Origin of the sequence: Schaalia hyovaginalis, from assembly GCF_014208035.1 — a bacterium.
GTDB classification, from domain to species: domain Bacteria; phylum Actinomycetota; class Actinomycetes; order Actinomycetales; family Actinomycetaceae; genus Pauljensenia; species Pauljensenia hyovaginalis.
Genome location: NZ_JACHMK010000001.1, coordinates 2343273 through 2370083, shown reverse-complemented (window position 1 = coordinate 2370083; position 26811 = coordinate 2343273). Strand labels below are relative to the sequence as shown.

Sequence of the window (26811 nt, the reverse complement as noted above, 5' to 3'; positions counted from 1 at the left end):
CCGATGGCCTCCAAGAGAACTCTCGACGATCCCGTGCGGTTGAAGGCGCAGCAGCTGCGTGAAGCCCAGGAGAAGGCGGACCGGCGGACGAGGGCGATCATCATCTCGATCGTGGTCGTGGTCGTCCTCGCGGTGGTGGCGACGGTGGCGATCGTCATCTCCCGGCAGATCGCGAAGAAGTCCGAGGCGCTGACGGCCGATCCGGTCGCCGTCCTGGGCGACTACGCCTCGGGCGAGCCGATCCTGTACTCGCACCTCGGGGTCGGCAAGATCGATGAGTCCCTGCCGACTCTCACCGAGTACTTCGACTACTCCTGCCATGCTTGCGCCGATATCGACGTGCTGATCGGCGCGCAGGTCTCCGCGGGTGCGGATAAGGGCGAGTACAACGTGAAGTACCAGCCCGTGCAGACCGTCGGCCTGGGCTACATGAGTCCTGCGACCTCGGCGTCGCTCATCGTCGCCCAGAAGGACCCCGAGCATTGGGCGGCCTTCCACCATGCCCTGCTCGCCTACTTCTCCACGCAGTTCAGGGCGGGTAAGGGCGAGGTCATCCAGGACATCGACAATTCCTGGAAGCAGGTGAAGGTGATCGCCTCGCAGGTGGGCGTGCCCGAATCCGTCTCCGACGGCTTCCCGGTCAACGTCGTCACCGACTATCTCGCCGCTTCGAGCCAGGCATGGCGGGACGCCCCCGTCCAGGGGCGCTCCAAGCTGGGAACCCCGGAGTTCGTGAACAACGACTCCGTGAAGATCGAACTGTCGGGGAAGGAAGCGGCGGCGATCCTGGCTTCCCTGAGGACGGGCATGAGCCTCCCCGTTGATGGGGCTCCGAGCTCGGAATCCGCTCAGTCCGAGTGATGGCGCCGGGCCCCGACGATTCGTCGGGGCCCGCGTCGTCATGGCACACTGTGTGCCGTCGCCGCCTTAGCTCAGTTGGTAGAGCAGCTGTCTTGTAAACAGCAGGTCATCGGTTCGAGCCCGATAGGCGGCTCCGCTGGAAAACGGCCCCGCACCCGAGGAAACAGGGTGCGGGGCCGCCTCGTGTCAGTGCCGGTATCTGCACCGCGCCAGCCATTGGGAATCGCGGCCTTCGCGCGCGTCGGGATCGAGGACGGATCGCGGCGGGCGGCCGAGGCGATGGCGCGGACGATCGAGCATCCGTGGAGCGCGCCCGTCCAGGCGGCCTCGTCCGATTCTCCGGATGCGCCTTGAACGCCCGCCCCGGACGGCGTAATCTCTGCATCAATCGGAAACCGAAGAAGGTCTCCAGCGTTTCCTCAGGGGCGTCCATGCCGAGAGTGAAATCCGAAGAACTGCGCACCCGCTGCCTCGACGGCGCGATCCTCCTCATGACCGAAATCGGCCCGAAGTTCACCATGAGCGAGCTCGCGTCCGCACTGAAGATCTCCAAGAAGACCCTGTACGTCTACTTCTCCGACAAGGAGGACCTCCTCCTCGGCGCGGTCGACCGCTGGTTCGACCAGGTCAAGGTCGCCGAACGGGCGATCCTGGAAGACGACGGGCTTTCGACCCTCGAGAAGATGCGGCGGATCATCGCGGTTCAACCCGCCCAGTACCCGCTCCTGTCCTGGAGCGAAGTCGCGCCGATGACCACGAAGTACCCGCGCGTCTACGACAGGGTGCTCCAACGCCTGGAGACCGAATGGGAACCGACGATCGGACTGATGGAGCACGGCATCGCGACCGGCGAATTCAGACGATTCGATGTGGACATGGCCCGGGCGCTCATCGAAGGCGCATTCGAATACCTCCTGACCCACCCCCTCAAGCGCGAGCACTGGCATCGCTACCTCGAAGAGATGGTGGACATCGTCATCTTTGGGGTCGCGGCCCGAGGCGACGACGAGGAGAAGGAATGACCCGCTACGCCCTGAATGAAGGATGGGGCTTCACTCCCGACTGGGATGACGCCCTCCTGGGAGCGCCGGCCTCCCCGGCCCCCGAAGACGACCCGCTCATGCGCCTCTTGAAGGTGCGCCTGCCGCACACGGTCAAGGAGATGCCGCTCGACTGCTTCGACGATGCGGACTTCCAACTCCTGTCCGGCTACGTCCGCCGGCTCGAAGCCCCCCGCGAATGGGAGGGCAAGATGATCCGACTCATCCTCGACGGAGCCGCCCACCGCTCGGAGGTCTTCTGCAACGGCGAATCCGTCGGCGTGCACGAGTGCGGATGGACGGCCGGAGAGTTCGACCTGACGCCCTTCCTGCGCGCGGGGGCGACGAACACGATCGCCGTTCGCCTCGACTCGCGCGAGAGCCTCGACCAGCCGCCCTTCGGCGGAGTCGTCGACTACCTCGCCTACGGCGGGCTCTACCGCGAAGCGCACCTGGAGGTGACGGGCAGAGCGCGCATCGCGGACGTGTTCGCGCGCCCGGATCATCTCGGATCCCTCGGACTCGACGCGCAGATCGAGGGCGAGCTTGACGGCCTGTCGCTCCGCATCGCCCTCGACAGCGCCCGGGGCGAGCGCCTCCTCGACGAGTCGCATCCCCTGTCCGAGCATCGCTTCACCGCCTCCTTCCAAACCGAGGGCATCACGCCCTGGAGCCCGGACCGCCCCGACTTGTACCGCCTGTCGATCGCCCTCGTCGACGACGAGGGGAGGGAAATCGACGCCGAGGAACTGCGGATCGGCTTCCGGACGATCGAATGGCGCGCCGAAGGCCTCTTCCTCAACGGACGCCCCTTCGCCCTGCGCGGCTTGAACCGGCACCAGTCCTACCCGCATCTTGGATACGCGGTCCCGGCCAGGGCCCAGCGGCTCGACGCCGACATCCTCAAAGGCGAATTGGGCTGCACGGTCGTGCGGACCAGCCACTACCCCCAGTCGCACCACTTCATCGAGCGCTGCGACGAGATCGGCCTGCTCGTCATCACCGAGATCCCCGGCTGGCAGCACATCGGCGGATCGGAATGGAAGACGCGGGCCGTCCGCAACACGATCGACATGGTCCGTCAATGGCGCAACCACCCCTCGATCATCGCCTGGGGCGTGCGCATCAACGAGTCCCAGGACGACGACGCCTTCTACGCGCGGACGAACGCCGCGGCGAGGGAACTCGATCCGACCCGCCCCACGACGGGAGTCAGGAACTTCCCCAAGTCGCACCTGCGCGAAGACGTCTACGCCTACAACGACTTCATCCACTCCGGATCGAACCGCGGGGTCGACCCGAAGAAGAAGGTCACCCCCGATCCGGGCAAAGGCTACTTCGTCTCCGAGCACAACGGGCACATGTTCCCCACGAAGGCCTACGACGACGAGGAGCACCGCCTGTCGCAGGCGCTGCGGCACGCGCGCGTTCAGGACGACGCCGCCGGGGCCGAGGGGATCGCCGGGGCGATCGGCTGGTGCCTGGCCGACTACCAGACCCACAAGGACTTCGGCTCCGGGGACCGCGTCTGCCACCACGGAGTCATGGACCAGTTCCGCAACCCGAAGCTCGCCGCGGCCCTGTACGCCTCGCAGAAGGATCCGGCCGAAGGGCCCGTGCTCGAGCCGAGCTCGACGATGGACATCGGCGAGCATCCGGGCGGGGCCCTGGGCGACATCGTCGTCTTCACGAACGCGCAGGCCGTGCGCCTGTACCGCAATGACGAGCTGGTCGGTGAATTCTCGCCGGACCGCAGGCGCTTCCCGCACCTGCCCCATCCCCCGGTCGTCATCACCGACACGATCGGCGACCTCATGGAGCGCCACGAGGGCTTCGACCATCGCACCGCCGAAAGGGTCAAACGCGTCCTGCGGGATGCCGCCGTCCACGGCCCGACGGGCCTTCCCCCGAGGACGATGCTGACGGCCGCCCGGCTCGTGGCCTCCAAGCGCTTCACCCTGGAAGAGGCCACGCGGCTGTACAACCGGTGGATGGCCCCCTGGGGCGGGGAATCCGTCGTCTGGCGATTCGAGGCCGTCTCAGACGGCGAAGTGATCGCCTCGTGCGAGCGCGCGCCGGGCAACCGCCTCATCCTGCGCGCCTCGGTCGACACGCATGTCCTGGTCGACGGGGATACCTGGGACATGGCCACGGTCCGCATCGAAGCCGTCGACGAATTCGGCGCGCGCAGGACCTACGCTCAACGGGCGCTTCGCTTCAGCGTCGAGGGCGATGCCGAGCTCGTCGGCCCCGACGCGCTCCCGCTTATCGGCGGCGCCTGCGGGGCCTACGTGCGCTCGATCGGCAAAGCCGGTTCGGCCCGCCTCACGGTGTCGTGCCAGGACGCGGAGCCGCTCGTCGTCGATTTCAACGTGGAGAAGCAGGAGACGGCAGGATGGCGATGAACGGGGCGAGCGCGAACGGGTCGAGCTCGAGACGATTCGGCTACGGCGTCGGCGCAATCGGCAAGGACATGGTGTACGCCCTCGTTTCGGGCTTCATCCTCTACTTCTACAACGACGTCCTCGGCGCCTCGGGCGCCTTCATCGGCATCATGATGATGGCCGCGCGCGTCTTCGACGCCTTCAACGATCCGATCATGGGCGTGATCGTCGAGAAGACCCGGACCCGCTGGGGCCGCTTCCGCCCCTGGATCTTCACGGGCACCCTCACGAACGCCCTCGTCCTCTACGCGATGTTCGCCGTCCCCGAAGGGGTGGAGGGCTCCGCGCTCCTCGTGTGGATGAGCGCCGTCTACTTCCTGTGGGGCATCACCTACACCCTGATGGACATCCCCTTCTGGTCGATGATCCCGGCGATCACGAGGCCCGGAAAGGATCGCGAGGCGATGGCCGTCATCGGGCGCACCTGCGCCGCAGTCGGCTACGCGGTGCCCACGGTCGCGACGATGCTCGTCGTCGTCAGGGTCGGCTCGGGCGAGCGGGACGGATTCGCCCTCCTCGCGGGCGTCGTCGCAGCGGTCTTCATCATCGCCGAGCTCATCATGGTCGCCCTGGTGAAGGAGGACGCGCCCCGGGCGGCCCTCCCCCCGACCGGGCCCTCCGAGGGGGCCGCCGAGCAGACGGCCCCGCCCTCGTCCCAGAGGATCTCGGAGATGTTCCGCGCCCTCCTCGCCAACGATCAGGCGATGGTCGTGGTCGTCGGAATCGTCGTCTTCAACGCCTCCCTGTACCTCACCTCGCAGCTCGCGGTGTACTTCTTCAAGTACGACATGGGCGACTCCGACCTCTTCGGCCTCTTCGGGGCGGTCGGCGGCGCCGGCCAGATCCTCGCGATGGCCTCCTTGCCGCTGCTGCGCAGGAGGTGGAGCGCGAGGACGATCCTCACCGGGGCGATCTCGACGACGGTCTTCGGCTACATCCTCCTTTTCGCCTTCTCACTCCTCGGCGTGCGGCAGGTGCCCGCGCTCGCCCTGTGCGCCTTCGTCATCTACATCGGCTTCGGCCTGGCGACCGTGCTCACGACCGTCTTCCTCGCCGACACGGTGGATTACGGGCAGCTCCGCACGGGTCGGCGCGACGAAGCCGTGATCTTCTCGATGCAGACCTTCGTCGTCAAGCTCGCCTCGGCCCTGTCGGTCCTGCTCGCGGGCGTCGGCATCGACGTCATCGGCCTGAACCCGGACGCAGCTGTGCAGAGCGCCTCGACGCTCATGGGGCTGCGCGTCCTCATGATGCTCGTCCCGGTCGCGGGGATCGTGTTCGCCCTCGTCTTCCTGCGCGCCAGGTACCGCCTCGACGAGGCCGAACTCGCGCGCATTTCAAAGGCCCTCGGCCGTGGAGGCCAACAGCACGCCGCATCGTCCCCGAGCATCGAGGGCGCCAGGGCGGCGACGGACTGAAGGGGAGTGCAGAGGCGATGATCCGCAAGGCCTGCGGCGTCTGGTGCATCGAGACGGCGCGCACGGGGTACTACCTCGCCGAGCGCGGCCCCCTCGTCGAGCACCTCCACTACGGGCGGCGCCTGGAGCCGGATCTGGAGGCGATGAGGGCCCCGGTATCGGTCGCGATGGGCACCGATGTCATCCACGATCCCCTCAACGACCCCGCCCTCTCCCTCCTGCACCTGGGGCTGGAGATCTCGCCGCTCGACAAGGGGGACTACCGCCCCGGCGCGCTCGCGATGCGGGACGCGCGCGGCTCAGCGGTCCTGGACCTGCGCTGCGAGGGGATCGAACTGCTCGGCGCGCCCGTACCCGCCGCGGGCCTGCCGCAGGTCCGCGGCGGCTCCGACACCCTCGTCGTCCGTGCCGCAGCGGCCCCGTCGGGGGCGCTCGTCGAGCGCTTCTACACGCCCCTCGAGGACTGCGACGTCATCGTCGTGCGCACGCGGGTGACGAATCGGGGCGAGGGGCCCCTGCGGCTGGAGCGCCTCTTCTCCTACCAGCTCGACCTTCCGGGGCGCGAATGGGAGCTCGTATCCTTCACGGGCGCGTGGGCGCGGGAGTTCGCGCCCACGCGGCGGCCCGTCGAAGCCGGGGCCGCCCTCGTCGCCTCGCGCTCCGGCGTCTCCTCCCACTACGCGAACCCCTTCGCGATGGTGTGCTCGCGCGGCGCCGACGAGACGAGCGGCGAGGTCTACGGGACGAATCTCCTCTGGTCGGGCTCCCACGAGACGATCCTCGAGGCCGGGCCCTATTCCACGACCCGCCTCCTCTCGGGCATCCAAGCTGAGGGCTTCACCTGGACCCTCGAGCCGGGCGAGTCCTTCGACTCCCCCGAGGCGGTCCTCGCCTACTCCGCCACCGGCTTCGAGACCCTCAGCCATTCGATGCACGCCCTCGTCCGTGAGCACATCGTGCCCGGGCGCTGGGCGGGGGCCGAGCGCCCCGTCCTCGTCAACACCTGGGAGGCGATGTACTTCGACCTGTCCGAGAAGCGCCTCGACGCCCTCGCCCGTTCGGCCTCGTCGGTCGGCGCGGAGCTCTTCGTCCTCGACGACGGCTGGTTCGGGAGGCGGACCTCCGACGAGCGGGGCCTGGGCGACTTCTCGGTGAATCGCAAGCGCCTCCCCTCCGGTTTGACGGGTCTTTCGAGCCGATTGAAGAAGCGCGGCCTCGACTTCGGGCTGTGGGTCGAGCCGGAAATGGTGAACCGCGACTCCGCCCTTTTCGAGGCCCATCCCGACTGGATCCTCGCCGACCCCGCGACGGTGCCCTCGCCGAGCCGGCACCAGTTCGTCCTCGACCTGTGCCGCGAAGAAGTCCAGGACCACCTCATCGGGCAGATCACCGCCCTGCTGGACTCCGCGCCGATCCGCTACGTCAAGTGGGACATGAACCGTCACCATTCCGACCGCTTCAGCCCGGCCCTGGCCGAGCCGGGGCGCCTCGACGTGGCCTGGACGCGCGGCCTGTACCGGGTGCTCCGCGAGATCACCGCCGCCCACCCGGGCGTCCTCTTCGAGTCTTGCGCTTCGGGCGGCAACCGCGTCGACCTGGGCATGGCGAGCTACATGCCGCAGGTCTGGCTCTCCGACGACACGGACGCGTGGGAGCGGGCGCGCATCCAGACCGGCGCCTCCTACGGATACCCGCAGTCCCTGTGGGGCTCGCACGTCGGGGCCTCGCCGAACCACCAGACCCTGCGAAGCTCCTCGATCGAGGCGCGCTTCGACGTCGCGGCCTTCGGGCTGCTCGGTTACGAGCTCGACCTCGACGGCCTTTCACCCGCCGAGCTGCGGGCCGTGCGCGCGCAGCTGCGCTTCTACAAGGAGCATCGCGGGCTCTTCCAGTTCGGGCGCTGGTACAGGCTCCGTTCGCCCTTCGAGTCCGATGAGTGCGCGTGGATGGCGGTGGCGCCCGATTCGACCGAGGCCGTCGTGCTGGAAATGGTCGGGCGCGCCGTTGCGAACGTCGATGCGCCGCCGCTGCGCCTGCGGGGCCTGGACCCCCGGGCCCGCTATCGCGTGTCGACCAGGCGGGAGATGCTCGATCCCCGGGTCTTCGGATCGCTCATCAACACGGTCCTGCCCGTTCGCGTCGATCATGAGGGCGCTCTGGTGCGCGCGGTGGCGCGGCATCGGCCGATGACGACGGAGGCCTTCGAGGCGGAGGCCTCGGGCTCCGTGCTCATGAACGCGGGCCTTCGTCTTCCACAGCGTTTCGCGGGCACGGGCTTCGTCGAGGGGATGCGGGTGATGCCGGACTGCTCCGCGCGCCTGCACCTCGTGACGAAGCTCGCCCGATGAGGCTGCACGGCGCAGGAGGGCCGGAACTGCGGCCGCCTCACTGGAGCGGCGGGAACTCCTCGAGCGAGAAGAGGGACTCGACCGGCACGCGGAAGTAGCGGGCGATCCGCAGGGCGAGCGAGAGCGAGGGCGAGTACTCGCCGCGTTCCAGGTACCCGATCGTCTGGTAGTGGACGCCGAGCGCATCGGCGAGCTCGCGCCGGGAGACCTTCCGGTCGGCGCGCAGGACGGCGATGCGGTTGTGGACGAGGTCGTCGTGTGCCATCAGATCCCTGACTGCCTCCTCAGTGCGAATCGGAGTTGTTCCAGGGTAGTCAGGGATTCCTTCCGGAAGGAGGAGCGGACGATCCGCGCGGCGAGGGCGAAGCCGAGGACGGTCCATGCCAGGAGGATCGCGATCGCGAGGAAGGGGTGGTACCCGCCGCCGATCTCGATGCCCGATCCGTCGCCGCCGACGAGCGCCCAGCGGGACAGGTGCCCGAACCAGTAGAAGGGGAGGGGCGCCTGGATCGCCTGGAGCCAGGTCGGCATGTCGTTGAGCGGGATGAAGGAGCCCGAGACCGTCCACATGCCGATGAGGGCGACGGTCGCGCCCATGAGCGAGTAGACGCCCTTCGCGAAGGCTCCGAGGACGAAGCCGATCGGGGCCGCCGCCGCAGAGCAGAGGAGGAGGATCGGGATCATGAGGAGGATCGAGCCGATGGGGATCTCGAGCTCGGGGAAGAGGATCAGGGTCGCGGCGAGGAGGAGGCCCTGGGTGAGGGCGGTGAGCGTGAGGCTCGACAGGGTCTTGCCGATCGTCCATGCGAGCGGCCCGTTCGGCAGCAGGCGGGCACGGATGAGAGTGCCGTTCACCCTTTCGGAGTAGTACTCGGATACGAGCTGGACGGGCAGCATCGCAGTGGTCGCGCCGACCATCCCGGGGAGGAAGGCGGATGCCCAGGGGCCGAGGGTGAGGTCCTTCGAGCGGAACCACACTCCGAGGGCGATGAAGACGACGACCGGGAAGAGGAGGCCGATGCCGGAGGCGGAGGCGTAGTAGGGGCGCAGGTCCGTCTTCGCCTGGAAGAGCGCGGACTGCATGAGGGTGGCGGGTCGGGTTCGGATCGTCATTTCGCGCCCTCCTTCATGGGCTGGTTCGCTGCGCTGCGCCCGGCCTCGTCGGCGGGCCCGTCTTCGTCCATGAGGGCGAGGTAGGCCTCCTCCAGGGTCGGGCGGGTCACCGTCAGGTGCTCGATGGGTCCGGAGAGGATCGTGCGGAGGAAGGCTTCGGGCTGATCGGTCGAGTGGACGTAGGTGGTGCCGTTTTCATCCCAGGTGACCTGCGCGTTGCGCGAGTAGGCGTCGAGGATGGAGTCGGCGCTGCCTTCGGCGACGATGCGGCCGTGGTTCATGATCGCGATCCGCGTGGCGATCTTCTGGGCTTCGGCGAGGTCGTGGGTCGTGTAGAGGACCGCGGCCCCTTCGTCGAGGGCCGTGCCGACGATGTCGTGGACCTGCGCCTTCGAGACGGGATCGAGTCCGGTCGTCGGTTCGTCGAGGATGAGGAGGCCGGGCCGGGCGAGGAGCGCGAGCGCGAAGTCGACGCGGCGCCGTTGTCCGCCCGAGAGGCGCGACAGGGGCGAATGCGCCTTGTCGGCCAGGCCCACCGCCTGGAGGAGCTCGTCGGTCGGGCGCGTCGGGGCGCCGACTGATTCGTGGAGGAGGCGCGTCCATTCGAGGAGGTCCTTCACGCGCCACTTCGGGTGGTCGGAGGAGTTCTGCTGGACGAGGCCGATCTTCGACCAGAAGGCGCCGGTCGCCGATCGGGGGTTCTCGCCCATGACGCGGACGGCCCCCGCCTGCGGGGAGACCGTGCCGAGGATGTTCTCGACGAGCGTGGTCTTCCCGGTGCCGTTGGGTCCGAGGAGGCAGCAGAGCTCCCCGGCGCCGAGGGTGAGGTCGACGCCGTGAAGGACGGGCGTCGTGCCCCAGGCGAAGTGGATGCCGTCGACGTCGACGAGGGGGTCCATCTCTCCTCCAGGTGCTCTCGTGAGAGGGGTGTCGAGATGAAATGTAGTAGGTCTACTACATATCGTCAAGCAATTGCAGTCGCGACTGCACTCATGGCAATGCCTGGAGGGATCCCGCTGCTTGCTTCACACGGGTTTCGGGGCGAATCGCGTCACGAAAGAGGCGTGAAGCAAGCGCTCGGAGCCGAATCCGCTACGGGAGCGTCCAATTCACGGGCGCCGCCCCCTGCTCCTCCAGCAGAGCGTTCGCCCGCGAGAAGGGGCGGGACCCGAAGAAGCCGTAGCGCGCGGACATCGGCGAGGGGTGGGGGGACTTCACGACGGGCACCCCCGTCAGCCGCGCTTCGAGAGTCTGCGCATCCTTGCCCCACAGGATCGCGACGAGGGGCTTGCGCGCGCCGGACTCGTCGACGCGTGCGACGAGCGCGTCGATCGCGCACTCGGTGACCTCCTCCCATCCGCGTCGGCGGTGGGAGCCGGGCTGTCCCGGGCGGACCGTGAGGACCCTGTTGAGCAGGCAGACGCCCTCGCGCGACCAGGCCGAAAGGTCGCCGGATGTCGGGCGGGGGACGCCGAGATCGGACTCGAGCTCGGTGAAGATGTTCTGAAGGGAGCGCGGGATCGCCACGCCCGGCGCGACCGAGAAGCTCAGACCCATCGCGTGCCCGGGCGTCGGATAGGGGTCCTGGCCGACGATCAGGATCTTCACCCCGTCGAAGGGGTAGGTGAAGGCGCGCAGGACGTCCGTGCCGGCGGGAAGGTAGGAGCGGCCCGCGGCGATCTCCTCGCGGAGCATCGAACCGAGCTCGTGGATGCGCGGCTCGACGGGGGCGAGGGCGCGCGCCCATCCCGGATCGACGAGTTCGGACAGGGGCTTCGGCTCGATGCGGCTCACGTCGACAGGGTAATGGAAACGGGGGTTTCAGTGCGCGGTCCGGATGGCGGAATCCCGCAGGGCCTTCCGTGCGCGCAAGGCGGGCGGTCGCCCTCGTCGCGCGTCCCGGTCGAGCTCTTCAGGGCCTTCCGTGCGCCAAGGCGGGGCGTGCGCGGCTCGCCCGGGTTCGTGGCGCGCCATGCGCGTGCGAGCCGCGCGGCGCGATCGGCCGCTAGTCTGACAGGGTGAGTTCTAAGTATCCGAGGGATGAGTTCGACATCGCAGGCGAGGACATGCCGGTCGGTATGCACCGGCCCCAGGCCTCGCGGTGGAAGAACGTCTGGCCTTTCCTCGTCATTCTCGTCATCGTCCCGCTTCTCGCGTGGGGCGCCTCGATCCTCCTGATGAACAGGCAGAGCGGAACCGTCGTGTCGACTCCGCAGTCGGCTCCGGCCGCCCGATCGGCGCAGTCGGCTCAATCGGCTCAATCGGCGAGCTCCGGTCAGTCCGAGGCGAGGGTTCCGGAGGAGACGCAGTCCTCCAAACCGACGGCCCCGGAAAAGACCGAGCCCCTCATTGACTACAACGTGAAGATCTCCGTCCTCAACGGTACGGGCACACAGGGCCTCGCGGCCGAGAAGGTGTCCGAACTTGCCGCCGCCGGGTTCCCGGGTGCAACTGCGGCGAATGCTGACGGCTGGGTCACCCAGGCTTCGACCGTGTACTACGAGGATCCTGCGCTCGAAGCGAGCGCCCAGGCGATCGGCGAAGCCCTTGGTATCGCCAACGTCCAGGTGACGACCGGCATCGGCGATCCTGACGTCGTCGTCATCCTTCGGTAGTCCTTCGGATGCGGCGTCACATGAGGTGTTGCGCCCTGGACGAACGGAGCTGGTGAAAAGCGGCCGATCGGTTCGCACCGATCGGCCGCTTCGGAGCAGGCCGCTGAATGCGCCTCCGCTCCGCTCGGCGCGGAGGCCGCGCCTTCGTCTTGCACTCGAAGGGGTCGAGTGCCAGACTTGGCGTTGGCACTCGCTCAGGCAGAGTGACAAGACCATCGGGTCGGTGAGAAGGTCCGGTGCGCGGCACAGGGTCGCGTTCCCGAGCTTCGTCCGTCGCGGGCACCGTCCCCGATCCGCATCGCGGAAGGAAAAGACAGCAATGACCAAGATCATCCACTTCGACGAGGACGCCCGCCGCGGCATGGAGCGCGGCCTCGATCTCCTCGCCGACACCGTGAAGGTCACCCTCGGCCCCAAGGGCCGCAACGTCGTCCTCGACAAGAAGTGGGGCGCCCCGACGATCACCAAGGACGGCGTGTCCGTCGCCAAGGAGATCGATCTCGAGGATCCCTTCGAGCGCATCGGCGCCGAGCTCGTCAAGGAGGTCGCGAAGAAGACCGACGACGTCGCGGGCGACGGCACCACCACCGCCACCGTCCTCGCCCAGGCCCTCGTCCACGAGGGTCTGCGCAACGTCGCCGCCGGCTCGAACCCGATCGCCCTCAAGCGCGGCATCGACCAGGCCGTCGCCGCGATCGTCGCGCAGCTGCACGCCGACGCCAAGCCGGTCGAGACGACCGAGCAGATCGCCGCGACCGCCTCGATCTCCGCGAACGACCCGGAGATCGGCAAGCTCATCGCCGAGGCCTTCGAGAAGGTCGGCGCCGAGGGCGTCGTCACCGTCGAGGAGACCAACTCCTTTGACACCACCCTCGAGACCACCGAGGGCATGCGCTTCGACAAGGGCTTCCTCTCCGCCTACTTCGTGACCGACGCCGAGCGTCAGGAAGCGGTCCTCGAGGACGCCTACGTCCTCCTCATGGACTCGAAGATCTCGAACGTCAAGGACTTCGTCCCGGTGCTCGAGCTCGTCATGCAGACCGGCAAGCCGCTCCTCATCGTCGCCGAGGATATCGAGGGCGAAGCCCTCGCGACCCTCGTCGTCAACAAGATCCGCGGCGCCTTCAAGTCCGTCGCCGTCAAGGCCCCGGGCTTCGGCGATCGTCGCAAGGCGATGCTGCAGGACATGGCCATCCTCACCGGCGGCCAGGTCATCTCCGAGACCGTCGGCCTCACCCTCGAGAACGCCGACCTCAGCCTCCTGGGCCGCGCCCGCAAGGTCGTCGTCTCCAAGGATGAGACCACCATCGTCGAGGGCGCCGGCGAGGCCGAGATGATCGAGGCGCGCGTCCGCCAGATCCGCCAGGAGATCGAGAACACCGACTCCGATTACGACCGCGAGAAGCTCCAGGAGCGCCTCGCGAAGCTCGCGGGCGGCGTCGCCGTCATCAAGTCCGGCGCGGCCACCGAGGTCGAGCTCAAGGAGCGCAAGCACCGCATCGAGGACGCCGTCCGCAATGCGCGCGCCGCCTCCGAGGAGGGCCTCGTCGCCGGTGGCGGCGTTGCGCTCATCCAGGCCGCCGATCGCGCCCTCGGCTCGCTCGACTCGCTCTCCGGCGACGAGGCGACCGGCGTGAACATCGTCCGCATCGCGGTCTCGGCCCCGCTCAAGCAGATCGCCGAGAACGCCGGCCTCGAGGGCGGCGTCGTCGCCGCCCGCGTCGCCGACATGGAATCCGGTCACGGCCTCAACGCCGCGACCGGCGAGTACGGCGACCTCATGGCCGCCGGCATCTCCGATCCGGTGAAGGTCACCCGTTCCGCCCTGCAGAACGCGGCCTCCATCGCGGGCATGTTCCTCACCACCGAGGCGGTCGTCGCCGACAAGCCCGAACCGCCGGCTCCCGCCGGCGGCGAGGACGGCGGCATGGGCGGAATGTACTGATCCAGCCCTTCGCGTCAGACCCGAGGGTCTCGCACAAGGCCTTGGGGGCCGGTCCTTTCGAGGACCGGCCCCCTCCCTTCTTGCGCCTTCGAGGCCGCGAGTCGGCTTCAACCGGCGAAGAGGGCCGCCGATCGGGCCTCGGCCTCGGCGTACACGGCGGCTGCGGCGTTCATCTGGGAGCCGATCGCGTCGAGCGCGGCCTCCACGCGGATCTGGGTCGCGCCCCACTGATCGACGCAGGCCCTGAAATTCGATGATGCGGCTCCGGTCCATGAGCCCTCGAGCGCGATGAGGTCGCTCATGAGCGCCTGGACCTGGGAGCGGATGTCAGCGCTGATCGCGTTGACGCGCGCGGCCGCGGCTGAGACTTCGTTGGAGTCGACGGCGTAGATCGCCATGGGGATGTCCTTCCTCGCAGGGACCGGGGGATCCGGCCCGCCCGGCAGAGTAGGCGGAAGACCCCGGGGGCGCGCCGGAAGGGGGCGGCGGCTGTGGACGACCCGGATGCGGGCGGCCCTGTGGAGATCCCGCGGGGAGCACCTGCGGCGCGCGCCGCGCGTGATCGCGCCGCGCGGACCGAAAGGCCCCGCTCCGGCCCTACTGCGCGGGCGTCGAGGGGAGGTCGAGCGCCTCGATGGCGTTCTCGAGGGAGGACGCCGAGTCTTCGAGGCCGTCGGCGTCGGGCGCCTGCTCGGGTTCCGGCGGGGCGATCACGGGCAGGACGCCGGTCGACGAGAACTCGTCGGGGCGGGCGTCCTGGCAGAGGTTCTTCTTGAGCTGGCGCCGTTTGATGATGATCGTGCCGGTGGAGGTGACCTCCTCCGCCGTTTCGCCCGCGTCGGCGGGGGCGTCGGCGTCATCGCCGACGGGGGCCCCGCATGCGCACAGCGCCGATTCGATCTTCGCCAGTTCGGCCTCGAGGTTCGAACGCGCCGCGGACTCCCAGGACTCGCCGAGCGGCGATTGATAGATGGGATCGAAGGCGAGCAGACGCTTGACGACGGCGCTGCGCGCCCGGAAGTACTCGACGTCGCTGAGCTCGGCGAGTTCGGCGCGGAGGTTCTCGCGGAGCTTCTTGTACTCCTGAGGGGGCACGGCGAGGCTGGCGAGGTCGGCATCGACGAGGACCTGAGCGTCGACATCGGCGCGGGGCGCGCGGTGGCGTGCGAGGAAGAGCAGGAGCTCCACGACCCGATCGATGACGTCAGTGGAGACGCCGAGCCGTCCGAGGTTGGAGCGGGCGACGTCGATGCATTCGGATTCGCCCGCGACGGGGTCCGCGTTGCGGGGGCGCACGGAGAGCCAGCGGTTGAGGATGGCGCCGTGGTACCAGGCCGCGACCCGCAGGACGTCCGGATCGTGCGCCGTGGCGGCGAGTTCATCGAGGTGGGCGAGTATGTTGATGAGGTGGCGGACGGTGTGGAGGCGCCGGTCCGAGGCGGACCAGCGCGCGATGAGATCACGGGCTTCGAGGTCGAGCTCGGCCCGGGACGCGGTCGCCCCGATTTCCTCCATCGCATCGGCGAAGGAGGTGTACAGCCACTGAGGCGCGTCAGCACCCATAACGACTCACTCCTGGATAGGGAATACGGCGTGAATCGTAGCCACTTGCGGGGGAAGTAGCACTTCCGGTGGTGCGTGTCACTCGTTCGGTGGCGCCTTCTCGCCATGGTCCTCGGGGGACGAGGGCGATGCGGCGCGGCTCGCCCCGGGCGAGGCGCTCGTCGTGGAGGCGGGCTCGGGGCCGCGGTGCGCGTCGAGGGGCAGCTCGATGCGCACGGTGAGCCCGCCGCCCTTGGTCTTGGTGAGCTTCGCCTCGCCCTTGTGGGCCGAGAGGATGGAGGAGACGATCGCGAGCCCGAGGCCGGAGCCGCCGTGGGACCGGGCGCGGGAGCTGTCGGATCGGTAGAAGCGCTCGAAGACCTTGGAGCGGTCGTCCTCGGCGATGCCGGGGCCGTGGTCCCGGAACTCGACGACCGCCGAAGAGGCCGTCCTCCCGAGTGCGATCTCGACGGGGGAGCCCTCGGGCGTGTATCTCACGATGTTGCCGATGATGTTGGTGTAGACCTGCTGGATCCGGTCGCGGTCCGCGGTGACGATGAGCGTCATGGGCGGTTTGTGGGCGCCGGGTCCGAGCCCGCGCAGGCCGACCGAGCGCGTGGGGTCGAGGGCCTGGAGGTCGAAGGCCGCGTTGTCGGCGAGTTTGACCAGGTCGAGTTCGGTGAAGTCGAGGGGGCGGCCCTCATCGAGGCGCGCGAGCGTGAGGAGGTCTTCGACGAGGGCGGCCATCCGGGTGGACTCGGATTGGATGCGCCCCATGACTTCGGGCACGCGGTCCTCGGGGACTCCGCCCATGGAGTAGAGCTCGCAGTAGCCGGAGATCGCGGCGAGCGGGGTGCGGAGTTCGTGGGAGGCGTCGGAGACGAATCGGCGGATCTTGCGCTCCGAGGTTTGACGGGCCTGGAAGGACTGCTCGACCTGGGTGAGCATCGCGTTGAGGGAGAGGGCGAGGGAGCCGACTTCAGTGGTGGGCGGTTGGGGGGCGACGCGTTGGGTGAGGTCCCCCGCCGCGATCTTGCCCGCCGTCGATTCGATGGAGCGCAGGGGGAGGAGCGAGCGCCTCACGAGGGTCGAGCCGAGGTAGGCGCCGAGGATGACGATGACCATGCCGGCGATGGTGAAGTAGACGGCGGTGGTGCGCAGGGTGCGCTGGACGTCGGTGAGGGGCAGGGCGATGGTGACGACTCCGAGGATCGCGCCGTCCTCGTTGGAGTAGACGGGGAAGGCGGCGGCCCGCCAGTTGGAGCCGTGCTTGCTCGAGGAGACGGTGATGGGGTGGGTCATGCCGTCCTCGGTGTCGGGTTCTTGCCCGATGGTGAGGAGCCGGGGGATCCGCGGCGTCCCGGACTGCTCGAGGGTGCCCCGGTAATAGTAGACGGTGTCGGGGCGCCCGGTGAAGGAGCCCCGGATGTAGTAGAGGGTGGGCAGGGCCGATTCGCCGTCGCGGAAGACGCCCTCGCCGCTGGACAGGACGGAGGAGGTCGCGGACCTGAGCTGCTCGTCGACCTGGGAGACGAGGTGGCGCTGGAGGAGGCCGAGCATGACCGTGCCGGACATGACCAGGCCGAGGGCGAGGAGGACCGTGATGAGTGCGACGAGCTGCCCGGACAGGGGGCGTCTCGCCCAGAAGCTCTTGAAGTATCCGAGCGGGCCCGGTGACACGGATCAGTCCTCTGCGCGGAGGATGTAGCCGACTCCGCGTTTGGTGTGGATGAGTTCTCCGCAGGCCCCTTCGACGGCGAGCTTGCGCCGCAGGTAGGAGATGTAGGACTCGACGATCGCGACCTCGCCGTCCCAGTCGTATTCCCAGACGTGGTCGAGGATCTGCATCTTGGAGACGACGCGGCCCTCGTTGATGACGAGGTAGCGCAGGAGTTTGAATTCGGTGGGGCTGAGGTCGATGCCGATGCCGGCGCGGGTGACTTCGTGCGCGTCCTCGTCGATGACGAGGTCGGCGACGCGGAGCTTGCCGTCGTCCTCGTCCGTTCCGATGGTGCGGCGCAGGATTGCGCGGATCCTGGCGACGACCTCTTCGAGGCCGAAGGGCTTGGTCACGTAGTCGTCCCCTCCGACGGTGAGGCCCTGGATCTTGTCGCGCATGTCGTCGCGGGCGGTGAGGAAGAGGACGGGGATCTGGATGCCGGCCTCGCGGAGGCGGCGGGTGACGGTGAAGCCGTCCATGTCGGGGAGCATGACGTCGAGGACGATGAGGTCGGGGGACTCGTCGGTCGCTTTGCGGTAGGCGGTTTGACCGTCCTCGGCGGTGAGGACGTCGAAGCCCGCGAAGCGGAGCGAGGAGGCGAGGAGGTCGCGGATGTTCGGTTCATCGTCGACGACGAGAAGACGGGCTTCCCCTTCGGTGTCATGGCGTGGCATGGGTCAATTCTCGAGGATGAATCTGGATGTTTCCTGGATGCCGAGTGGGAATATGAGGGCGGATCGGAGGAATCGGACTGTGGAACAATGAGGAGTCCCGGACATCGACCCAGGAAGGCTCTTCGATGACTGATGCACGATTCGTCTCCGAGCAGACGCCGCCCGCCGCTCCTTCGGATCCCATGGCGCCCTCGGATGTGGAATTCCTCCCGGTCTCGACGAGCCTCATCCGCGTCCGGGTCATCTCGGCGATCATCGCCTTCGCGCCCTTCCTCATCGGCGCGCTCGCCCTCGCCCTCAAGGCGTCCGAGTGGTTCTGGATCGCGGTCGGCGTCCTCGCCGTGCTCGCCCTGTGGACCCTGTGGCTCATCCCGCGCCAGGTGAAGGCGATGGGGTACGCCCTCGCCGAGGACGAGTTCCTCATCCGCAAGGGCATCATGTTCCGCAGCCTCACGCTCATCCCCTTCGGGCGGATCCAGTACGTCGAGGTCTCCGAGGGGCCGATCGCCCGGGCCTTCGGAATCGCCGAGATCAAGCTCCACACGGCGTCGGCCGAGACCAGCGGCACCCTCAACGGCGTGCCGAGCCTCGAGGCGGCCCGCCTGCGCGACATGCTCTCGGAGCGCGGCACGGCAGAGCTGGCGGGCCTGTGATGGCTCGGAACCAGGACCGGACGGCGGCGCCGAGGGTGCGCGCCGCCGAGGGCGGCGTGCCCGACGACCAGTGGCGGCGCCTGCACCCGATCTCGCCGGTGATCAACGCCTGGAAGGCGCTCGCGGTGCTCGCGGCGATCATCTTCTACCAGAACATCGACATCGTCGTGGACGTCGTGGACTCCGACTTCGCCCGCGATCTCGGGATCATCGTCGTCGTCCTCCTGGCCTTCGGGGCCCTCGTCCTCTTCCTCGTGGCGGCCGTCGTCTACTCCTGGCTCGCGTGGAGGGCGGCCCGATTCGCAGTCGTCGGATCCGGCGTCTACTACCGCTCGGGGATCCTCATGCGCACCCTCAAGCATGCGCGACTCGACCGGATCCAGGCGGTCGACGTGTCGCATCCCCTGCTCGGACGCATCTTCGGGTTGGGGCGCCTCAACATCGAGGTCGCAGGCGGGGCCGACTCGAACCTCTCCTTCGGATACCTGAGGACCGCCGAGCTCGAGGCGCTGCGCGCGGAGATCCTCGCGCGCGCGGCGGGGGTCGTGCCGGCCGATTCCGGCCCGACGGGCCATGAGGCCCGCTCGAACCCCGATTCCTTGGGCTCGGAGTCCTCGGAGTCCTCGGAGGGCGCGCTCGGCCCCTCCGATGAATCCTCCGCCCCCGCGCCGTCGGCCCTCTCGTCCGCCTCCGCTCCGGTCGCCCCCGAACGGGTCCTCTACACGGTTCCGATACCGAGGCTCATCGGCTCCCTCGTCCTCAACATGGGGATGGTCATCGGCGTCCTCTTCGCACTCGCCGGGGCGGTCGGGCTCGGCGTCGCGGTCTACATGCTGGGGCCGGCCGGGCTGACGGCCCTCGCGCCCGCGGCGGTCGGAGCCCTGGCCGGCGTTTCCCTCCTGTGGTCGCGCTTCGCGGGGGAGTTCAACTTCACGGCCGCGGTGTCGCCCGACGGGATCCGCACCCGCGCGGGCCTGCTCGAGACCCGATCGCAGACCGTGCCGCCGCGGCGCGTGCACGCGGTGCGCGTCGTGCAGCCCTGGCTGTGGCGCCGCATGGGCTGGTACCGGGTGACGGTCACCCAGGCGGGCTATGCGGGGACCTCGGACTCGTCGGGTTCGCGCTCGTCGAGCGCGGAGGTCCTCTTGCCGGTCGGGACGCGGCAGGACGCCGAGCTCGCGCTCTGGCTCGTCATCCGCGATCTCGGCGTCGAGGATCCGAGGGCCTTCATCGAGGCCGCTCTTCGCGGTGAAGGCGCGGATCAGGGCTTCACCCCGATCCCGGCCGGCGCCGCGATCTTCGACCCGCTGGCCCGTCGGCGCCGGGCCTTCGCCCTGACCGGCACGAGCCTGGTGATCCGCGACGGCTGGCTCACGCACTCGACCTCGGTGATTCCCGTCGAGCGCCTGCAATCGGCCTCGATCACTCAGGGCCCGTGGGAGCGCAGGCGGGGCCTCGTGGACGTCCACGCCGAGATCGTCCCAGGGTCCACTCCGGCGGTCGTGCGCCACGCCGGCGGCGATGCGGCGGCTGAGCTGGTCGGCGAACTGCGTGAACGCGCGCGGATCCGTCGTGCGAGCGAGCCGCCGGAGAAGTGGATGACAAGGGTCGTGGCGGCTCTCGACGCCCGTGAGGGGGCCCGGGAGTGAAGGACCCGGAAGGGCGCCTCGGCGTCGGCATCATCGGCATGGGGACGGCCGGTCCGATCATCGGCTCGGCTCTGCGTGCGGCCGGTCATCAGATCGTCGGCGTGGCGGCCAAGAGCGCCGAGACGATCGAACGCGCCGACATCCTCTTGCCGGGCGTCCCGGTCCTCTCGCTCGAAGAGGTGATCGGGCGCTCCGAACTCGTCGTCCTCGCCGTTCCCGACGCCGAGATCGCGGGCCTCGTGTCGGGTCTGGCCGATCTCGGCGCATGGCGGATGGGGCAGATCCTCGTCCATCTTGCCGGCCCCTACGGGACCGGCATCCTCGAGCCGGCCCGGGCCGCGGGGGTGATCCCCCTCGCGATCCATCCGGTTCTGCGCTTGACCGGGTGGAGCATCGATCTCCAGCGTTTCGCGGGCGCGCCCTTCCTCGTCACGGCGCCCGCGCCCTTCCTCCCGATCGCCCAGGCCCTCGTCGTCGAAATGGGCGGAGAACCGGTGGTCGTGGGCGAGGAGGCGCGAGCGGCCGTCCACGCCTCGCTCACCCTCGGCGTCGCGGGCGTCGTCTCCTCGGTCGTCGAATGCTTGGACGCCCTTGAATCCTCGGGGGTCCAGGGCGGGCCGGATCTCGTCTCGCGCATCCTCCCCGATGCGGCGACGTGGGCCGTCGACGAGGGCGAAGGCGCTCTGGGCGCTCCTTTCGCCCCGGCGGATTCGGCCTGCGTGCGCGAGCACGCCCTCGCCCTCGGCGATCGGGGCGCCAGGGCGCATGCCGCTTACGTGTCGCGCGCCCGCGAGGCGATCGAACTGCTGGTCGAGCGCGGGCGGATCGGCGAGCGCGAGGCCGACGCGATGCGCACGGCCCTGCTGGAAAGCGAGGACTGAGCCCCTCCGCCGCCCCTCCCCCTCTTTTCCCGCCGAGGTCATCACCTTTCGTCGGCGAGGTCATCACCTTTCGTCGGCGAGGGGATGCGGAAGTGGCCGAGGGAACTCTCTCCGGAGTGGGATTGCGCGGCGAAGGGCAGCACAATGGGGGTATGACGCAAAGACCCGTCCTCACCCGCACCAGAGACGAACTCGCCCGCGCCCTCGCCGCCCTGCGCGGCCGTCGTGCGCTCGTCATGACGATGGGCGCCCTTCACGCCGGGCACCTCGAGCTCGTCAAGCGCGCGAAGGAGGCGGGCGACCACGTCGTCGTCACGATCTTCGTCAATCCGACCCAGTTCGCCCCCGGCGAGGACTTCGACGCCTATCCGCGCACCCTCGAGGCGGATATGGACGCGCTGGCCACGGTCGGCGCCGACCTCGTCTGGGCGCCCGCGCCCGAGGACGCCTATCCGGAGCCGATCGACGTGTCGATCGATCCGGGTCCGATCGCCAAGGTCCTCGAAGGCGCTTCCCGTCCGACCCACTTCGCCGGCGTCGCGCTCATCTGCACGAAAGTCATGGGCCTGGTGCGCCCGGATGTGGCCTTCTTCGGCGAGAAGGACGCCCAGCAGCTCGCGGTGCTCCGTCACGTGTTCGCCCAGCTCGACGTGCCCGTCAAGGTCGAGGGCGTGCCGATCGTCCGCGATGAGGACGGTGTCGCGCTCTCGAGCCGCAATCGTTACCTCTCCGAGGAGGAGCGGATCCGGGCGCGCTCTCTTTCGGCCGGCCTGCGCGCCGGGGCCGAGGCTGGAGCGAAGGGGGCCTCGGCCGACGAGGCCGTGGCGGCGGTCGTCGAGGTGCTCGAGGACGCCGGCGGCATCGACATCGATTACGTGGCGCTGGTGGACGAGGGGACTTTCACGGTTCTCGCCGCGACTGCCGGCGTCGCCCTCGGCGCCGAGGAGGACCATGCCCGAGTGACGGGCGCGGCCGGTGGCGGGCGCCCGGCGAGGCTGCTCGTCGCCGCGCGGGTGGGGACGACGCGCCTCATCGACAACACGGCCCTGGTCCTGAAGGAGCGCGCCGGTGAGTGAGGTCATGCGCCCGATGATCCAGGGCAAGATCCACCGCGCGAAAGTGACCGGCGCCGACCTGCATTACGTCGGTTCGGTCACGATCGATGAGGACCTCCTCGACGCCGCTGACATCGTTCCCGGCCAGCAGGTCGATATCGCCGACATCGACAACGGCAATCGCCTGACGACGTACACGATCGCCGGGCGGAGGGGATCGGGGGTCGTGCAGTTGAACGGGGCCGCCGCGCACCTCGTGAGCGTCGGGGATCTCGTCATCATCATGGCCTACTGCCAGGTGCCCGAGTCGAGGGTCCGCGGCTGGAAGCCCGCGGTCGCCTTCGTCGATGAGGAGAACCGCCTGGTCGAGGCGGGCGACGATGCGGGGGCCGTGCCCGAGGAGTCGGCCCGCGCGAAGGAGCTCGGTCTGAAGTCCTCCGGCGTGAGGGGCTGAGACCAGGTTCCTCGCTGAGCGCGCCCTCGGACCGACGCCAGTATCCTCTTCCTTCATGAAGTCCCGCATGCAGCACACTCTCACGAGCTGAGAGCATCGCGACGCCGTCTTGCGGATCATCGTCCGTGCAGTACCTCTCACGCAGCCTTTATAATCGCTCATCGAGTCGTTCCAGGGGTGTACAGATGGATGTCAGTACGTCGTCTCGAGGCGTTCGCCCTCGTCATTCGCGAGTATGTGGACTCGGAGAACACGTGATACTCGTACCGTGGAACTCCGCACCGGTGCTGGCCGAAGCGCCGACCCTTGTCGCCAGGTCGTGCCGGGTATTGGGGACACCTCGCCAGCATTGACGGCCGGTGGCGCATATGCCCCTCACCTGTGCGGAACTCGTTCAGGCGTATCGGGTGAACGCATTATTCGACGCATTCCACGGATGCAACGGTCAAGTACCGGCTCTCCCAATGTCGTGGTAGGCGGTTGCAGGAAGGGATCGGACGTCCCCCGAATACGGCTACCGATCATTTACGAGACGTGATAGGTGCTTGGAGAATCACTGATTCCTCACCATGGAACCTTCATCAGTGAGGTGAGTAGGTTCTTGCCCTTCTGGCTGCCGAGAAGCGAACGATCCTCAGGGTGTTGAGAGAAGTGGATGATGAGTGCTTCCAGCTGAGAGGGGGTCATCGCGCCCGCCTCCATGATCACCGAATCGACCCCTGATGCATGAGGCGCAGTCTTCACGACAGAAAGCCCCCTAATGGACACAAAGCCAGAAACTACCGGACCGTCGCACCATTCCCATCTCACCGGTTCGCCGTACAACGGACGAACCTCGATACCATCCGGGTCCAGAATCACGATCGGCGGCTCTATAACTCGCCACTCCATAAACGGATGCTCTAATATCACGGTGTATGTACAAAGAACTGCGCACGCAATCAGCCATCGGAATGAAGCTGCCTCTCCGAAACTGACCCATCGATAGAGAACGACAAGACAGATCGGAAGAAAGGAAAGCATCGACACTCGTTGCGCTAGTGACAAGAAGTGAACGAACCTATTTCCTTGAATTCTCCAGCCGTAGCCATCGTATTCGAGGCGATTCTTCACGCCGATTCGTGTGAGAAGAATACTGATCGCGCTCAGACTCACTGCTGCGATCGATGAGATCATGCAGGACATGAGCAGAAGGGTGCCGATAGCAATCGAGTCCCGCTGCCTAAGGATTACAATCGCCGCAAGGTAGGAGAAAAGGAAAAGCGCAAATCCAGCAATCATCGAGCCGCGTTCCACGGCTCGCAGATCATAAGATCTCCGCTCTCTACCTCGCATTTCGGTCCAAATCACCAGGCGAACCCAACACACTCACGGGCATCACGGATTCCTTCATCAAACCAATCGCGCCACTCCAAGGGCGTCGCATATTCGTATGTAGTTCGTGTAGCCGCATCGCCGGCAACTCCCGCTGCGACGCCAATTGCAATTGGTAACCCTGGAATTGCAGCAGCCAAAGGAACGCTCAAGGTTCCACTCACCGCACCAGAGCCAATCCCGCCGATGCCGCCAGCAAGGCGTGCGGAGGGTGATTCCTCTGTGGTGGCCACGTCCCATGCGACGAAGGCTGCGCCGGCAAAAGTCGCGAACTCGCTCGCGCCCCGGGCGAGCCCGGCGGCTTTCTTCAATGTGGTGGATCGTTCGAGTGCCGCCTCCAGTTCCGGTGCCGACACCGCCTTCTGCGGATTTCCAGCGCGAGCCTTGATCTTCGCCGTTTCACGAGCGGTAACCGCGTCTTCGACAGCCAACACCCGGTTGTCGAGCACCTGCGAGAGGTCAGCGAGATTCCTGGTGATCCAACTCTGATAGCGAGTGATGGTCCCATTTTCGTCGGCCAATGGTTCTGCTTCCTCCATGGCATTCTCACCATGGAACCTTCACCAGTGAGGTGAGTAGGTTCTTGCCCTTCTCACTGCCGAGAAGCGAACGATCCTCAGGGTGTTGAGAGAAGTGCTCGATGACGTTCTCCAACTGCGAGAAACTCATTGCCCCAGCTTCCATGATGACTCGCCGCGTTTGTACCGAGCGGCCACCGCGGGACGTGAGGAGTGCCGAGACGGGAGGTGCAAGACCCTCAAAACAGACTGTGTCTATCCATGAAGCAGAGAAGCCCTCACCCCACATGGGACGAACCACAATCCCTTCTGGGCTGAGTTCCACGACGGGGTCCTCGAAAATCAGCCAAGACTTGAATGGGTGCTCAACTATTATCACGTAAACTGAATACAGCAAGATCATGAACATTAGTCGACCAGGTATCTCTTCCCCTAATTTGAAGACGCGGAAGAAGATAAGTCCGTAGGCGGGAAATGTCAACAATGCGACGATTCGCTGCAGAATGCTGAAACAGTGGGCCAGTCGATCCCCTCGAAAGCGCCATGCCTCCCCGGTGAAAGAACTCCTCCTCATTATGAAAATGCGCGCAGGAATGGCAAAGACCCCTGCAAAAGAACCGGTGAGGAACAGGGAAAAGAAGAGTGCGCGGTACAGGAACTCATTAACTGTGGTCTTTGGAGTTTCGCGCAGGACGATGATCGTCCAAGAAAAATAGGCGACTAACAGGAGTGAGCTGATGGCATATGATGCACGGTCTAGGGAGCGAGCTGAACGATTACCACGCAAAGCCGATGGCCTCCCTCTGATCGCGGAGAGATTCGTCAAACCAATCCCTCCATTCAAGGGGCATCATTTGCTCATAGGCATTCGTACCGGACGCATTCGCTGCAGAAGCGACTACCGCTCCTGCTCCGAGTGCGGCGAAGACATTGCCTTCGAGCGCAAGACCAGTTGCAGAGCCTGCTGCGGCTCCCGCGACGAGGCCAAGTGCTCCACCGATCAAATGTGCGGAGGGTGATTCCTCTGTGGTGGCCACGTCCCATGCGACGAAGGCTGCGCCGGCAAAAGTCGCGAACTCGCTCGCGCCCCGGGCGAGCCCGGCGGCTTTTTTCAATGTGGTGGATCGTTCGAGTGCCGCCTCCAGTTCCGGTGCCGACACCACCTTCTGCGGATTTCCAGCGCGAGCCTTGATCTTCGCCGTTTCACGAGCGGTAACCGCGTCTTCTACAACGGACACCCGGTGGTCCAACGCTTGCGTGACGGCGTCAGGGATCAGCTGTTGCGGTTGATCGAGTGTTTCCTTCAGATTCGTGAAGACCTTCTCAACGAGCATGCTCCCAAAACACGTATCCGAAACCTCACCGAAGTTCCTGGTGATCCAACTCTGATACCGACTGACGATGTCGTCCCTCTTCGCTGCCAGGAGCGGATATTCATTCCAACGCCGCACAAGATCTTCATACGCCTGCGCCGCGACGATCTGCACGTCTAGAGGATCATTCACGCTTGCAGCGGGTTCCTCTGGTAAAGGATCCGGCGCTAGGATCTTCTCGACCTCGATCGAGAACCCCTCAAACGCTGCGTGAGCCATCAAATCCTGCATGTCCTCACGGCGGTACTCGATCTGAGCGGCGAAGGCCCTTAGGACCTCGGCAGCGTCCTCGATCGCGGTATCGAGTTCCCGAGTCGCATTCTCCACATCCATCCGCACATTCTCGTAGGCGGTCGCCGTGGCACCCATCCAGACGTCGAGCGGGACAGTCATCAGGCCGGTCTCCTCGAGAAGCAGATCGTTGACAGCCGAGGCGAGAGTCTCAAGCCTCGAAGCCGCATCTCGAATCGCTTGCGGATCCCCTGTAATAGAAGTGTCGATGAATCCTTGTTCCTCTACGCTCATTTTCAGACATCAACTCTCTTGAGAGCATTTGCAATGCCCTGATCATCAAGCTCTACACTCTTGACGACCTCACGCAGTGAGTCGTTCATCAATTCGCAAACCGTCGTGAGCTTCTTGGCGAGGTCCACGATCCGGGAGGTGAGCGAATCAACCATCTCAGCGACATCACCCACATCCACCGTGAGCGGAACAGCTTCCGCCGCAGCGTCGATCTGTTCTTGAGCATTCGAGTACCGTTTCGCGACTTCCAGCAGATACCCCGAAGAGAGCCTGAACTCAGTTTCATTCATGGCAGAATCTTTCGTCGCTCCGGCGGCACGACCAGATCGAGCGCCGCAGTATCAGCACCCCACTTGGTCAAGAGGCCACCAATCGCCTCTGTCCGAATGACGACCCACTCCTGATCCTCCCCCAACCCGTCAATAAGGCGATCCAGCGCACTGTATGCGAGCAGCGCCTTCCGCCCGCCCTCAAAGACCGCGACACGCGGCATGTAACCACCATCAAGACGCTCAACCACCTGCGCCATCACAACAGGCACATACACGAAGGGCGGGATCAGTCGACTATTCCCGGAAGAGACCGCCACCCGTTCAGCCTACTCGCGAA

The 26811-nt window shown here is 67.0% G+C and carries 27 protein-coding genes and 1 tRNA gene; 14 read left to right on the top strand and 14 right to left on the bottom strand.

What is annotated here, in order from left to right:
* Window positions 1-3: 3 nt before the first annotated feature.
* From HD592_RS10510 to HD592_RS10480, 7 genes are all read left to right on the top strand, one after another.
* On the top strand, window positions 4-861 hold the full coding sequence (locus tag HD592_RS10510; protein ID WP_184453954.1) for a DsbA family protein: 858 nt from the start codon (window positions 4-6) through the stop codon (window positions 859-861).
* 60 nt (window positions 862-921) lie between these two features.
* A tRNA-Thr gene (locus tag HD592_RS10505) sits at window positions 922-994 on the top strand.
* Between the two features lie 35 nt (window positions 995-1029).
* A complete protein-coding gene (locus tag HD592_RS10500) occupies window positions 1030-1215 on the top strand; it encodes a hypothetical protein (RefSeq protein ID WP_184453952.1) in 186 nt (61 codons plus the stop codon).
* 77 nt (window positions 1216-1292) lie between these two features.
* Window positions 1293-1883: a TetR/AcrR family transcriptional regulator gene (locus HD592_RS10495; RefSeq protein WP_184453950.1), complete on the top strand. Its 591-nt coding sequence runs from the start codon at window positions 1293-1295 to the stop codon at window positions 1881-1883.
* Entirely contained in the window at window positions 1880-4306 is a 2427-nt protein-coding gene (locus tag HD592_RS10490) for a glycoside hydrolase family 2 protein (protein ID WP_184453948.1), read from the top strand. The genes HD592_RS10495 and HD592_RS10490 overlap by 4 nt, the downstream gene beginning before the upstream one ends.
* Window positions 4297-5763 (top strand): glycoside-pentoside-hexuronide (GPH):cation symporter, encoded by a 1467-nt coding sequence (locus HD592_RS10485; protein WP_221437880.1) that lies wholly within the window; start codon window positions 4297-4299, stop codon window positions 5761-5763. The genes HD592_RS10490 and HD592_RS10485 overlap by 10 nt, the downstream gene beginning before the upstream one ends.
* 17 nt (window positions 5764-5780) lie before the next feature.
* Window positions 5781-8111, top strand: a complete 2331-nt coding sequence (locus HD592_RS10480) for an alpha-galactosidase (protein ID WP_184453945.1) — start codon at window positions 5781-5783, stop codon at window positions 8109-8111.
* A gap of 37 nt (window positions 8112-8148) precedes the next feature.
* Here the strand turns inward: HD592_RS10480 and HD592_RS10475 are convergent, their stop codons facing one another.
* From HD592_RS10475 to HD592_RS10460, 4 genes are all read right to left on the bottom strand, one after another.
* Window positions 8149-8376 carry a helix-turn-helix transcriptional regulator gene (locus HD592_RS10475; RefSeq protein ID WP_154476086.1) on the bottom strand — a complete coding sequence of 76 codons (228 nt, stop codon included), beginning with the start codon at window positions 8374-8376 and terminating at the stop codon, window positions 8149-8151.
* On the bottom strand, window positions 8376-9224 hold the full coding sequence (locus HD592_RS10470; protein WP_184453943.1) for an ABC transporter permease: 849 nt from the start codon (window positions 9222-9224) through the stop codon (window positions 8376-8378). The genes HD592_RS10475 and HD592_RS10470 overlap by 1 nt, the downstream gene beginning before the upstream one ends.
* The gene (locus HD592_RS10465) at window positions 9221-10123 is read right to left on the bottom strand and encodes an ABC transporter ATP-binding protein (RefSeq protein WP_184453941.1); all 903 of its coding nucleotides are present in this window, start codon (window positions 10121-10123) and stop codon (window positions 9221-9223) included. The genes HD592_RS10470 and HD592_RS10465 overlap by 4 nt, the downstream gene beginning before the upstream one ends.
* 193 nt (window positions 10124-10316) lie before the next feature.
* Complete coding sequence (locus HD592_RS10460; protein WP_184453939.1) at window positions 10317-11018, bottom strand: uracil-DNA glycosylase; 702 nt, start codon at window positions 11016-11018, stop codon at window positions 10317-10319.
* 224 nt (window positions 11019-11242) lie between these two features.
* Here HD592_RS10460 and HD592_RS10455 point away from each other — a divergent pair, with 224 nt between their 5' ends.
* Entirely contained in the window at window positions 11243-11839 is a 597-nt protein-coding gene (locus HD592_RS10455) for a LytR C-terminal domain-containing protein (RefSeq protein ID WP_343058799.1), read from the top strand.
* Window positions 11840-12158: 319 nt separating this feature from the next.
* Window positions 12159-13784 carry a chaperonin GroEL gene (gene groL, locus HD592_RS10450; RefSeq protein ID WP_184453937.1) on the top strand — a complete coding sequence of 542 codons (1626 nt, stop codon included), beginning with the start codon at window positions 12159-12161 and terminating at the stop codon, window positions 13782-13784.
* Between the two features lie 107 nt (window positions 13785-13891).
* On the opposite strand, the gene HD592_RS10445 is transcribed toward groL, so the two are convergent.
* From HD592_RS10445 to HD592_RS10430, 4 genes are all read right to left on the bottom strand, one after another.
* Window positions 13892-14182, bottom strand: coding sequence for a WXG100 family type VII secretion target (locus tag HD592_RS10445; RefSeq protein ID WP_184453934.1), 291 nt, complete (start codon window positions 14180-14182; stop codon window positions 13892-13894).
* A gap of 199 nt (window positions 14183-14381) precedes the next feature.
* Complete coding sequence (locus HD592_RS10440; protein ID WP_184453932.1) at window positions 14382-15347, bottom strand: HD domain-containing protein; 966 nt, start codon at window positions 15345-15347, stop codon at window positions 14382-14384.
* Between the two features lie 78 nt (window positions 15348-15425).
* On the bottom strand, window positions 15426-17006 hold the full coding sequence (locus HD592_RS10435) for a sensor histidine kinase (protein WP_425503112.1): 1581 nt from the start codon (window positions 17004-17006) through the stop codon (window positions 15426-15428).
* Between the two features lie 3 nt (window positions 17007-17009).
* Window positions 17010-17720 (bottom strand): response regulator transcription factor, encoded by a 711-nt coding sequence (locus HD592_RS10430; RefSeq protein ID WP_184453930.1) that lies wholly within the window; start codon window positions 17718-17720, stop codon window positions 17010-17012.
* A 125-nt stretch (window positions 17721-17845) separates the two neighbouring features.
* On the opposite strand from HD592_RS10430, the gene HD592_RS10425 reads away from it, so the two are divergent.
* From HD592_RS10425 to panD, 5 genes are all read left to right on the top strand, one after another.
* Window positions 17846-18373, top strand: a complete 528-nt coding sequence (locus HD592_RS10425) for a PH domain-containing protein (protein ID WP_184453928.1) — start codon at window positions 17846-17848, stop codon at window positions 18371-18373.
* Window positions 18373-20022 carry a PH domain-containing protein gene (locus HD592_RS10420; RefSeq protein ID WP_184453926.1) on the top strand — a complete coding sequence of 550 codons (1650 nt, stop codon included), beginning with the start codon at window positions 18373-18375 and terminating at the stop codon, window positions 20020-20022. Before HD592_RS10425 ends, HD592_RS10420 begins: the two co-directional genes overlap by 1 nt.
* A complete protein-coding gene (locus HD592_RS12515) occupies window positions 20019-20903 on the top strand; it encodes a DUF2520 domain-containing protein (RefSeq protein ID WP_184453923.1) in 885 nt (294 codons plus the stop codon). The genes HD592_RS10420 and HD592_RS12515 overlap by 4 nt, the downstream gene beginning before the upstream one ends.
* A 152-nt stretch (window positions 20904-21055) precedes the next feature.
* Entirely contained in the window at window positions 21056-21979 is a 924-nt protein-coding gene (gene panC, locus HD592_RS10410) for a pantoate--beta-alanine ligase (RefSeq protein ID WP_184453921.1), read from the top strand.
* A 4-nt stretch (window positions 21980-21983) separates the two neighbouring features.
* Window positions 21984-22412 carry an aspartate 1-decarboxylase gene (panD, locus tag HD592_RS10405; RefSeq protein WP_184454647.1) on the top strand — a complete coding sequence of 143 codons (429 nt, stop codon included), beginning with the start codon at window positions 21984-21986 and terminating at the stop codon, window positions 22410-22412.
* 564 nt (window positions 22413-22976) lie between these two features.
* On the opposite strand, the gene HD592_RS10400 is transcribed toward panD, so the two are convergent.
* Genes HD592_RS10400 through HD592_RS10375 form a run of 6 tightly spaced genes read right to left on the bottom strand, consistent with a single transcriptional unit; the run spans window position 22977 to window position 26791 of the window.
* A complete protein-coding gene (locus tag HD592_RS10400; RefSeq protein WP_184453919.1) occupies window positions 22977-23708 on the bottom strand; it encodes a hypothetical protein in 732 nt (243 codons plus the stop codon).
* Between the two features lie 50 nt (window positions 23709-23758).
* Window positions 23759-24325 carry a hypothetical protein gene (locus HD592_RS10395; protein WP_184453917.1) on the bottom strand — a complete coding sequence of 189 codons (567 nt, stop codon included), beginning with the start codon at window positions 24323-24325 and terminating at the stop codon, window positions 23759-23761.
* A gap of 7 nt (window positions 24326-24332) precedes the next feature.
* On the bottom strand, window positions 24333-25130 hold the full coding sequence (locus HD592_RS10390; protein WP_184453915.1) for a hypothetical protein: 798 nt from the start codon (window positions 25128-25130) through the stop codon (window positions 24333-24335).
* Window positions 25081-26202, bottom strand: a complete 1122-nt coding sequence (locus HD592_RS10385) for a WXG100 family type VII secretion target (protein WP_184453913.1) — start codon at window positions 26200-26202, stop codon at window positions 25081-25083. Before HD592_RS10385 ends, HD592_RS10390 begins: the two co-directional genes overlap by 50 nt.
* A gap of 2 nt (window positions 26203-26204) precedes the next feature.
* Complete coding sequence (locus HD592_RS10380) at window positions 26205-26492, bottom strand: hypothetical protein (protein WP_184453911.1); 288 nt, start codon at window positions 26490-26492, stop codon at window positions 26205-26207.
* A complete protein-coding gene (locus tag HD592_RS10375) occupies window positions 26489-26791 on the bottom strand; it encodes an SAV_915 family protein (RefSeq protein WP_184453909.1) in 303 nt (100 codons plus the stop codon). Before HD592_RS10375 ends, HD592_RS10380 begins: the two co-directional genes overlap by 4 nt.
* Window positions 26792-26811 lie beyond the last annotated feature (20 nt).